This is a genomic window from Parasphingomonas halimpatiens (genome assembly GCF_036663795.1).
Classification (GTDB): Bacteria; Pseudomonadota; Alphaproteobacteria; order Sphingomonadales; family Sphingomonadaceae; genus Sphingomonas.
The window spans coordinates 1-9,153 of sequence record NZ_JAXOJP010000070.1 but is presented as its reverse complement, the minus strand read 5'-3'; the positions used below and the strand labels follow the sequence as shown (position 1 = coordinate 9,153).

The following is a 9,153-nucleotide window of genomic DNA, read 5'->3' as shown; positions in this document are numbered from 1 at the left end:
GCTATCGCCGCCACGTTCTGGCGCAGGTCGACCTGCGCCAGAACATCGTTCAACCTGTTCACCATGTCCCCGAACACCTGTCCACCTTGTCTCCGGTCTAAACAAAGGGGAGGGGCTACAAGGTGCGGATCCATGAGATGCGGTATTGGATATTGAACGACCAGATTTTGGGCGGGTAGCTGACAAGCTGCCGGCTTATGATACGCCTGAAATTCGGGAGGGAAAACGCATGGTCTATCTGCTTGTCGTCATCCTCACCATGCTGGTGCTGCCTTTGGCATCGATCGCCGTTGACGCGGCGATCCATCAGACATCGATGCTGTGGCTGATCGGAAAATGGTTCGCCTTCTGGGCGGTCGGCGCAAGGCTGTTGCTGGCCGGCCTGCGACAATATTTCCAGCCGGCCTTTACGAGCCGCGACATCATGGGCGTGGAGAGCCCGGAGGTTTACGTGCTTGTCCGCGAACTGGGCGGCGCAAATCTGGCCTCCGGCGTACTCGGACTGGCCTCGCTCATCGCGCCGGGTTTCGTGCTGCCGACGGCCATTGGTGCCGCAATATTCTACACCGTTGCCGGGGTGGAGCATGTTCGCGCCGATCATCGCGGACGCAACGAAAGCATTGCCATGGTCAGCGACTTCTTCATTGCGATCATCTTGGCGGGATTCGTCGTCGGGACGCTTCTCGTCGCGAGGTAGCCGGGACGCGCGACAATGATCGCGCCACCGCTCGGCCATCACCGCCGCACCCTTGCCCCCTCCCCCACACTCGTTTACCATCCACCGCTTCTCGATAAGGAACGGCGCGGTGCGTAATCGGCGGATAGCATTGGTGGTCGGCGCGGCCCTGTTGCTCGCGGCGTTTGCGCGGCATCCTTCGGCCGATATCCGCATCCTGACGCATGACGCCGCCGACCGCGCGCCGCACCGTGTGCAGGCGGCGATCGACCTTGGTCTTGCGACGGTGTCGGTGCTGGTGACCTGGACGACCAGGCGCGTTATCTGACGCGTCGCCGGGCGGCGACTTGCGCCCATCGGGCGGCTTGCTTACACCAATGTCAATGAGTGACCCCGAGCGTAGCTGGCACAGCGCCTATCGACATCCCACGCCCTGGGGGACCTATTTTCCGCCGCTGACGATGGTGCAGCTGTTCGACCGCGCGACCGACGAACATGGCGCCGCGCCGCTGATCGATTTTCTCGGCCGGCATTATTCCTTCGCCGAGACCGCCGACGGGGCGAACCGCGTCGCTGCGGGGCTGGCCGCGCTGGGTTATGGCAAGGGCGACCGGATCGGGCTGTTCCTGCCCAATGTGCCGCATTATCTCGCGGCCTATTACGGCATCCTCAAGCTCGGCGCGACGGCGGTGAACTTCTCGCCGCTGTACACCGCGGCCGAGCTGGCGCACCAGATCGAGGATTCGGGCACGCGGCTGCTGTTCACGCTGTCGGCCAGCGCTTTGTTGCCGACCGCGCTGCAAGTGCTCGACGCGAGCAGCCTGGAGCGGCTGGTGGTGGGATCGATCGCCGGGGCATTGCCGCCGGCCAAGTCGATCCTCTACCGCATGTTCAAGCGCAAGGAGGTGACGGCGCGGCCGCACGACAAGCGCGTGACGGCCTTTTCCGCGCTGATCGCCAATGACGGCAAACACGCCACGCCGCCGATCGACGCGGAAAGCGACGTCGCGCTGATCCAGTATACCGGCGGCACGACCGGCGTGCCCAAGGGGGCGATGCTGACGCACCAGAATCTGTCGGCCAATGCGCGGCAGGTGATGGGGATCGACCCGCACCCCCGCGAGCCCGACCGCATATTGGGCGTGCTGCCGCTGTTCCATGTCTTTGCCAATACCTGCGTGCTCAACCGCACCGTGCTCAACGGCGGGTGCATCGTGATGCTGCCGCGCTTCGACGCGGGGCAGGTGCTGGCGGCGATCGGGCGGACGAAAGCCACCGCGCTGCCCGGCGTGCCGACGATGTACCAGGCGCTGCTCGACCATCCCAAGATCGCCGCGACCGACTTCGCCTCGCTGCGGGTGTGCATCTCGGGCGGGGCGCCGCTGTCGGCCGAATTGAAGGCGCGGTTCGAGGCGGCGACGGGGGCGGTGGTGGTCGAGGGTTATGGCCTGTCGGAGAGCGCCGGGGTGATCTCGGCCAATCCGTACGAGGGCGCGGGCAAGGCCGGGACGATCGGCCAGCCGATCCCCGGCACGCATGTCAGGCTGGTCGACAAGATCGACCCCAATTTGCCGGTGGCCGACGGCGAGCCGGGCGAGATCGTCGTGGCGGGTCCGCAGATCATGAAGGGATATTGGCGGCGGCCCGAGGCCGATGCCGAGGTGTTCATCAGCGATGCCGCGGGGACGCGCTGGCTGCGCACCGGCGATGTCGGGGCGATCGACGAAGACGGCTTCATCCGCATCGTCGACCGGCTGAAGGACATGATCGCGGTGTCGGGGTTCAAGGTGTTCCCGAGCCAGGTCGAGGCGGTGCTGTACCACCATCCGGCAGTGAAGGAGGCGTTGGTGATCGGCCTGCCCGACGCCTATCGCGGCGAGCATCCGCGCGCTTATGTCACGCTCAATGCCGGCGCCGAGGTGGACGGCGCGACGCTGGCGGCGTGGCTCAACCCGCAGCTCGGCCGGCACGAGCGCGTCGACCAGGTGGTGGTGCGCGCGACGATGCCCAAGACGATGATCGGCAAGCTCAGCCGCAAGGACCTGGTGGCCGAGGTGATGGCCGAGGGTGGGGTGTAGCGGGGGACGGCGCGGGCGGTGGGGCTTTCTCTGAGCGCTTCTTGTGAAGGAAGGGCCAGAGCGGGCTGCGTGAAATCTGGACCGCGAAACGCGTAGCAGCGCTGTCTTCCTGACTTCCCCGGCGAAGGCCGGGGCCCAGTCGGGGGACGCTGCGACGGGCGTTGCCGCTCATCATATCCGCTATCCCGACTGGGCCCCGGCCTTCGCCGGGGAAGCGGAAGAGATGCGACGATATAGGTCGGATTTTCTGCAGAATGCACCGACGGACCGGGGGCAATTGCAGCCGATGTCATCCGACCCACAGGCGCTGATCCGCCAGATGCGGCGTGGGGCCGAACGCCACGGCCCGTGCCTCAGCAGCGCCGCTCCGCCTTGTTCCACGCCGGGATCACGCGCACGCGGCGCTTGCTCCAGTAGCTCAGGTCCATCGAGATCCTGACCGGGGCACCCTTGCGGGTGTAGATCATCTGGTCGCCGCGATCGTCGGTGCCGGTGTTGCAATGCTGCCAGCCCTGGCGATCGAGCGCCTCGGTGATCGCATAGACGGCATATTGATCGCGCGGGTGCCACAAGGTCAGCTGATCGAAGCCGCCGCTGCCGTCGCCGCCGACCAGATCGACTGCGGCCTCGTATGGCCCGGTGCCGGCGAACATCACGCCGTGGCGGGCGCAGTGCAGGCTTATCGCGTCGGGCTGCATGCAGTCGGTAAAGCCGGCGCGGCGTGCATCGGCGATGCTGCCGCTGGCGGGCAGGCCGGCGAACATGACACGCGCCGGCGGCGGACGATGCGGGCCGCAGCCGGCGAGCAGCAGCAGCGCCGGCCACCAGGCCCGGCGGGCGTTCATGCGGGTGCCGCGGCGGCGTTGGCGACGATCGCGCTGCGGATCTGCGCGAAATGGCGCTCGGGGCCGCTGGCGAAGCGCCGGACAGTCGCGATCTGCGCAGCATCGAGGACCGGGAACATCTGATGCCGGCGGGTTGCGATCGGGCTCATGGCCGCGAAGCTAGGACAGCCGCACGACAGCGACAATGGGGAGCGCGAACCCCGCAACGACAAATTGCCGCGTCGCAGTCACATAGCTGTAACCTCGCGGCACCATGGGCTCGTCGGTCACGCGGTGGGGTAATCGATGTTCAGCCAAAGTCTGGTAGCGCGCATGATGCTGCCGCTGGCGTTGATGACCGCGGTGGTGATCGGCACGATCTGGCTCGAGCAGCATGCGCGTTACGGCATCGCCGCGGCGCAGGGCGAGGTCGAGGCACAGGTCGACCGCACGCTGGCGCTGACCGAGCTGCGATCGACCAGCCGCGCGCTGCAACGCGATGCGCTCAATCTCGCGACCGAACCCGATCGCCTCGCGCTGACGGAGATCGGCGAGCGCTTCAACCGCCGCTACAAGGACTTCAGCGACGAATTGCTGACGCTGGAGCGCGCCGAGCCGGCGTCGAACCGCGACTATTTCCAGACCCAGCGCGAGGTGTTGCGGCAACTGGCGATCGTGCGCGACGCGGCGAAGATCGATCGCAACCGCGCGCTGCAGCTGTTTCGCGAGGCCGTGCGCCCGGCCGAGCGCCGCGCCTCGACCATCGCCGACGCGCTGATCAAGGCCGATCTGGCGCGGATCGCGGCGTTGCACGACGAAGCGCGCCGGCTGGAGCGCCAGGCCGATCTGCGTGTGTTCGAGGTGTCGGGGCTGATGTCGCTGGTCGCGCTCGGCATCGCCTTGCTCGTCACCTTCCGCACCGTGCTGCGCCCGCTGCACGACATCCGCACCGCGATGCAGCAGCTTGCCGCCGGCGACGCCGCGATCACCGTGCCGCATGCCGGCCGGGCCGATGCGATCGGCGCGATGGCGCGCGCGATCGCGGTGTTTCGCGAGGCGGCGCGCGAACGCGACGCCCTGCTGCGCGACGGCGCCGAGGCGCAGGCGGCGATCGCCGCGCAGGACCAGCAGGCCGAACGGCAACGTCGCCTCGCCGAAGCCGAGACCGCGCAGCGTGCTGCGCTCGACGCCCAGCGCAAGCAATTGCTCCACGATCTCGCCGACATGATCGAGCGCAGCGTCTCGACCGTCAACAACAAGCTCCGCGCCTCGGCCGAGCGCCTGTCGCGATCCGCCGACGATGTCGCACGCCACGCCATCGATGCCGGGCGCAAGGCCGGGCAGACGGCGGGGGCGGCGGAGAAGGTGACCGGCGACCTCGCGACGATGTTCTCGAACAATGGCGAGCTGGCGCAGGTCGGCGACCGGCTGCAGCGCGAGACGCAGGTCGCCGCGCAGGCGATCCAGACCGCCGCGACGCGCTCGCGCGCCGCGACCGGCCAGGTCGCCACCCTGTCGGACAAGGCCGATCAGGTCGCCGCGATGGCCGAACTGATCCGCAGCGTGGCGCAGCAGGCGACGTTGCTCGCGCTCAACGCGACGATCGAGGCGGCGCGCGTCGGCGAGGCGGGCAAGGGTTTCGCAGTGGTCGCGGCCGAGATGGGCAATCTCGCCAAGCAGACCGCGGGCGCGACGATCGAGGTCGACGGGCAAGTCGAGAGTATCCGCTCGGCGGCAAGCAATGCCGGCCTTGCGCTGGAGGCGATCGACGAGGCGATCGCGCAAATCGAGCGGCATGCGGCGCTGGTCGCCAGCGCGATGGCGCAGCAGGGCGACGTCAGCAAGGGGATCAGCCGCGGCATGGGGCTGGCGCTCGACAACCTCGCCACGGTGAGCAGCCACATGGCCAATCTGGGCGAGACCGCCGAAAGCACCGGTGTCGTCGCCGGCGCGCTCCAGGCCGAGGCGCGCAAGCTCGGTAGCGATGCCGAGACGGTGGACGGTGCGCTGCGCCGCGTGATCGACGAATTGCGGTCCGCCTGACCGGTCGTGGCCGTCAGGCCGGGTGCGTCAGGCCGGGCGGGGCTTGAGCACCTTGAGCGCCTCGAGCGCCTCGCGCTCCGAGGCGAAGACGACGTCGATCCACTTGTCGTGCTGGACCGAATAGATGCCCCACCGGCCCGGCAGATCGGGTTCCGGTCGACGTCCCGTGATCAAGCTCGAATCCTGCTGCATTCCCTCATGATAGGGCAGTTTCATAAAAGTGTCACGACGCGGCGCGCAAATCGGCCGCGTTGCCGGCGCACCCGACAATGGCTGGCACCGCCCGCGAATATCTGTTAAGGGCGCGTCGGTTTTTCCGGGGGGATAGAACGACATGGCGACACTGGCGGAAAGCGTGCAGCCGCAGGCGGCGAACCGCGAGCGCGGCTTCTTCCTGATCATGGCGCTCGTCATCGCGGCGACGGTGATCGCCGGGTTCACGCTGCAATTCGTCGCGGGACGATCGAGCCTGGCGTCGCCCTGGTGGGTGCATTTGCACGGCCTGACCTTCATGGGCTGGCTCGGCATCTATGTGACGCAGAACCTGCTGGTCTATCGCGGCAATGTCGCGCAGCACCGCCGGCTCGGCATGGTCGCCGCGGCTTATGTCGGCTGGGCAGTACTGGTCGGGATGAGCGTGACGACGCTGACCGTGATGAACCACCGGGTGCCGCCCTTCTTCCCGCCCAACGTGTTTCTGGTGATGGACTAGCTGACGGTGATCGTCTTCGCCGGCCTGACCTGGGCCGGGGTGCGGGCGCGCGGGTCGATCGACTGGCACCGCCGGCTGATGCTGTGCGGCGCGATCCAGGTGATGGCACCGGGCGTCGGGCGGCTGTTGCCGCTGCCGTTGCTCGGCAGCTGGATCATCTGGACGATCTGGGTGCTTTTGACGCTCTACGTCGCGGCCGCGATGATCTACGATCTCGTCACGCGCGGGCGGATCCACCCGGCTTATTATTGGGGCTTTGCAACCATCACGCTCGCCGCGGCGGCGATGCGGCCGCTGGCGTTCAGCCCGCCGGTGCTCGCGCTGACCGCCGCGCTGTCGGGCTGACCCGCTCGGCCGACCCGGGTCAGCCAGGTCGCCGTAGAATCATCGGCGCAGGCAAGGTTTGCGGCGGAAATCCGCGGGACGTTTCGTTATCGAAAAGATTGCGGCGCCGATCCGGGCATGTCAGTCTCCGGGGCCCGGGAGGGGAGGGAGAAGTCCATGTTTCATGTGATTCGGATGTTCATCGTCGGCGCGATCGTCGGCATTCTCGCACGCTGGGTCTATCCGGGCGCGATCCATATGGGCCTGTTCATGAGCGCGTTGCTCGGCATCGGCGGATCGTTCGTCGGCGGCCTGATCGGCCGCTTGCTCAGCCCGGGTTCGGCCGACCAGCCACTCCACCCGGCGGGCTTCGTCATGTCGATCATCGGTGCGATGCTGCTGATCTTCGTCGCGCATCTTTTGCATATCGGTTGAGCAATCGGGGCGAAGGGGTGGTTGACCCCCCTCGCCCCGGTGCCGCATAGCGTGATCATGGAAACGCCGCCCACCGACCTGTCATTCGAAGCCGCGCTCGCGGAACTGGAAAAAATCGTCGGCCGGCTGGAAAGCGGTGAGGTACCGTTGCAAGACGCGATCGACCTGTACGAACGTGGCGACACGCTACGCAAGACGTGTGCCGAGCGGCTGAACGCCGCGCAGGCGCGAATCGAGGCGATCAGGCTCGATGGCGAGGGGCGCCCGACCGGAACCCAGCCCTTTGCCGCCGGCTGAACCGATGGCGAACCGCACGCTTTCGCTGCAAGCCGCGCTGACCCAGGTCGGTGCCGATGTCGATCGCCGTTTCGACCGGCTGCTGGCGATCCCCGACGATCCGCGCGCCGACCTGTATCGCGCGATGCGCCACGCGACGATTGGCGGCGGCAAGCGGTTGCGGCCGCTGCTGGTGTTCGCCACCGCTGGCCTGTTCGGTGTCGATCGCGACTGCACCGGGCGCGCGGCGGTCGCGATCGAGTGCATCCATGTCTATTCGCTGATCCATGACGACCTGCCGGCGATGGACAATGACGATCTGCGTCGCGGCAAGCCGACCGTCCACAAGCTGTTCGACGAGGCGACCGCGATCTTGGCGGGCGATTGTCTCCACGCGCTCGCCTTCGAGATCCTCGCCGACGTGGCGACGCATCCCGACCCGTTCGTCCGTGCCGAGCTGGTGCTCGACCTGGCGCGCGCCGCCGGCCCCACCGGCATGGCCGGCGGGCAAATGATGGATCTGGAGGCGGAGAAGACCAGCTTCGACCTCAACACCGTGACGCGGCTCCAGGCGATGAAGACCGGCGCGCTGATCGCCGCGTCGGTCGAGGCCGGGGCGATCCTCGGCCGGATCGCGCCCGAGGGCCGCACGGGGCTGCGCGGTTATGCCCGCGACCTCGGCCTCGCCTTCCAGATCGCCGACGACATTCTCGACGTCGAGGGCGACGAGGAAGCCGCCGGCAAGAAGCTGCGCAAGGATGAGGGCGCGGGCAAGGAGACCTTCCTGTCGCTGCTCGGCATCGACCGCGCGCGCAGCCAGGCGCGCATGCTGGTCGACCAGGCGATCGAGCATCTTCATTCCTATGGCAGCGAGGCCGATCTGCTGCGCGCGATCGCGCGCTTCGTTCTCGAACGCGACCGCTAAGGACATTCCATGACCATCCGCACCGGCGTCTATCCGGGGACCTTCGACCCGATCACGCTCGGCCATATGGACATCATCCGGCGCGGCGCGAAACTGGTCGACCGGCTGGTGATCGGCGTGACGACCAACCCGTCCAAATCGCCGATGTTCAACCTCGACGAACGCATGGCGATGGTGCAGCGCGAGGTGGCCGACATCGATGGCGAGATCCATGTCGTGCGCTTCGATTCGCTGCTGATGGACTTTGCCGAGCGCGAGGGTGCGCGCGTCATCGTGCGCGGGCTGCGCGCGGTGGCCGATTTCGAATATGAATATCAGATGGCGGGGATGAACCAGCAGATCAACCCGCGCGTCGAGACGGTGTTCCTGATGGCCGACGTCTCGCTGCAGCCGATCCACAGCCGGCTGGTCAAGGAAATCGCGATGTATGGCGGGCCGATCGACCCGTTCGTCACCCCCCCGGTCGCCGCCGACGTTGCCGCGCGGGTGGCGAAGATCGGGCGCAAGGGGAGCTGACGGGCGATCGGGCCGGGTCAGTGGGGCGACGAGAATGACGGTCGCGTGGGGGCGCCAAGGGTAGCGCTGAATACACGATTAGGCGCGGCTTCTCTTTCCGATCCTCCCCGGCACGGGGAGGGGGACCGCGAAGCGGTGGAGGGGCTTGGAGCGCGGTGCGCGGGCCTCGCGCTCCAAGCCCCTCCACCATTTGCTGAAGAAGCAAATGGTCCCCCTCCCCAGCGGAGTGTTTAGACCGGAGACAAGGTGGACAGGTGTTCGGGGACATGGTGAACAGGTTGAACGATGTTCTGGCGCAGGTCGACCTGCGCCAGAACGTGGCGGCGATAGCATAGGGTGAAGAT

At 67.4% G+C, this 9,153-nt stretch carries 13 protein-coding genes; 10 read left to right on the top strand and 3 right to left on the bottom strand.

Annotation, left to right across the window (positions count from 1 at the left end; genetic code table 11):
- The first annotated feature begins 229 nt into the window (after positions 1–229).
- From U1839_RS26350 to U1839_RS26340, 3 genes are all read left to right on the top strand, one after another.
- Positions 230–697: a DUF6790 family protein gene (locus U1839_RS26350; RefSeq protein WP_332806529.1), complete on the top strand. Its 468-nt coding sequence runs from the start codon at positions 230–232 to the stop codon at positions 695–697.
- Between the two features lie 109 nt (positions 698–806).
- Positions 807–1,004: a hypothetical protein gene (locus U1839_RS26345; RefSeq protein WP_332806528.1), complete on the top strand. Its 198-nt coding sequence runs from the start codon at positions 807–809 to the stop codon at positions 1,002–1,004.
- A gap of 55 nt (positions 1,005–1,059) precedes the next feature.
- Positions 1,060–2,754, top strand: coding sequence for a long-chain-fatty-acid--CoA ligase (locus tag U1839_RS26340; protein ID WP_332806527.1), 1,695 nt, complete (start codon positions 1,060–1,062; stop codon positions 2,752–2,754).
- A gap of 353 nt (positions 2,755–3,107) precedes the next feature.
- Here U1839_RS26340 and U1839_RS26335 read toward each other — a convergent pair whose 3' ends face one another.
- Positions 3,108–3,599: a hypothetical protein gene (locus U1839_RS26335; protein ID WP_332806526.1), complete on the bottom strand. Its 492-nt coding sequence runs from the start codon at positions 3,597–3,599 to the stop codon at positions 3,108–3,110.
- Entirely contained in the window at positions 3,596–3,748 is a 153-nt protein-coding gene (locus tag U1839_RS26330; RefSeq protein ID WP_332806525.1) for a hypothetical protein, read from the bottom strand. Before U1839_RS26330 ends, U1839_RS26335 begins: the two co-directional genes overlap by 4 nt.
- A gap of 136 nt (positions 3,749–3,884) precedes the next feature.
- Between U1839_RS26330 and U1839_RS26325 the strand changes: the two genes are divergently transcribed.
- Complete coding sequence (locus U1839_RS26325; protein ID WP_332806524.1) at positions 3,885–5,621, top strand: methyl-accepting chemotaxis protein; 1,737 nt, start codon at positions 3,885–3,887, stop codon at positions 5,619–5,621.
- A gap of 27 nt (positions 5,622–5,648) precedes the next feature.
- Here U1839_RS26325 and U1839_RS26320 read toward each other — a convergent pair whose 3' ends face one another.
- Entirely contained in the window at positions 5,649–5,837 is a 189-nt protein-coding gene (locus U1839_RS26320) for a hypothetical protein (RefSeq protein ID WP_332806523.1), read from the bottom strand.
- 118 nt (positions 5,838–5,955) lie between these two features.
- Here U1839_RS26320 and U1839_RS26315 point away from each other — a divergent pair, with 118 nt between their 5' ends.
- The 6 genes from U1839_RS26315 to coaD all read left to right on the top strand — a co-directional run bounded on the left by U1839_RS26315 (position 5,956) and on the right by coaD (position 8,809).
- Entirely contained in the window at positions 5,956–6,333 is a 378-nt protein-coding gene (locus U1839_RS26315) for a hypothetical protein (protein ID WP_332806522.1), read from the top strand.
- A 6-nt stretch (positions 6,334–6,339) separates the two neighbouring features.
- Positions 6,340–6,678, top strand: coding sequence for a hypothetical protein (locus tag U1839_RS26310; protein ID WP_332806521.1), 339 nt, complete (start codon positions 6,340–6,342; stop codon positions 6,676–6,678).
- A 156-nt stretch (positions 6,679–6,834) separates the two neighbouring features.
- Positions 6,835–7,092, top strand: a complete 258-nt coding sequence (locus U1839_RS26305) for a GlsB/YeaQ/YmgE family stress response membrane protein (RefSeq protein ID WP_332806520.1) — start codon at positions 6,835–6,837, stop codon at positions 7,090–7,092.
- Positions 7,093–7,149: 57 nt separating this feature from the next.
- On the top strand, positions 7,150–7,389 hold the full coding sequence (locus U1839_RS26300) for an exodeoxyribonuclease VII small subunit (protein ID WP_332806519.1): 240 nt from the start codon (positions 7,150–7,152) through the stop codon (positions 7,387–7,389).
- 4 nt (positions 7,390–7,393) lie between these two features.
- Complete coding sequence (locus U1839_RS26295) at positions 7,394–8,293, top strand: polyprenyl synthetase family protein (protein ID WP_332806518.1); 900 nt, start codon at positions 7,394–7,396, stop codon at positions 8,291–8,293.
- A 15-nt stretch (positions 8,294–8,308) separates the two neighbouring features.
- A complete protein-coding gene (gene coaD, locus U1839_RS26290) occupies positions 8,309–8,809 on the top strand; it encodes a pantetheine-phosphate adenylyltransferase (RefSeq protein WP_443030665.1) in 501 nt (166 codons plus the stop codon).
- The last annotated feature ends 344 nt before the right edge of the window (positions 8,810–9,153 follow it).

What these genes read in the sequence shown, in the direction of transcription:
- U1839_RS26295 (WP_332806518.1), top strand. Translation starts at nt 7,394, where the DNA reads ATGGCGAACCGCACGCTTTCGCTGCAAGCCGCGCTGACCCAGGTCGGT.
- U1839_RS26320 (WP_332806523.1), bottom strand. Translation starts at nt 5,837, where the DNA reads ATGAAACTGCCCTATCATGAGGGAATGCAGCAGGATTCGAGCTTGATC.
- U1839_RS26350 (WP_332806529.1), top strand. Translation starts at nt 230, where the DNA reads ATGGTCTATCTGCTTGTCGTCATCCTCACCATGCTGGTGCTGCCTTTG.
- U1839_RS26305 (WP_332806520.1), top strand. Translation starts at nt 6,835, where the DNA reads ATGTTTCATGTGATTCGGATGTTCATCGTCGGCGCGATCGTCGGCATT.
- U1839_RS26300 (WP_332806519.1), top strand. Translation starts at nt 7,150, where the DNA reads ATGGAAACGCCGCCCACCGACCTGTCATTCGAAGCCGCGCTCGCGGAA.
- U1839_RS26315 (WP_332806522.1), top strand. Translation starts at nt 5,956, where the DNA reads ATGGCGACACTGGCGGAAAGCGTGCAGCCGCAGGCGGCGAACCGCGAG.
- U1839_RS26330 (WP_332806525.1), bottom strand. Translation starts at nt 3,748, where the DNA reads ATGAGCCCGATCGCAACCCGCCGGCATCAGATGTTCCCGGTCCTCGAT.
- U1839_RS26335 (WP_332806526.1), bottom strand. Translation starts at nt 3,599, where the DNA reads ATGAACGCCCGCCGGGCCTGGTGGCCGGCGCTGCTGCTGCTCGCCGGC.
- U1839_RS26340 (WP_332806527.1), top strand. Translation starts at nt 1,060, where the DNA reads ATGAGTGACCCCGAGCGTAGCTGGCACAGCGCCTATCGACATCCCACG.
- U1839_RS26325 (WP_332806524.1), top strand. Translation starts at nt 3,885, where the DNA reads ATGTTCAGCCAAAGTCTGGTAGCGCGCATGATGCTGCCGCTGGCGTTG.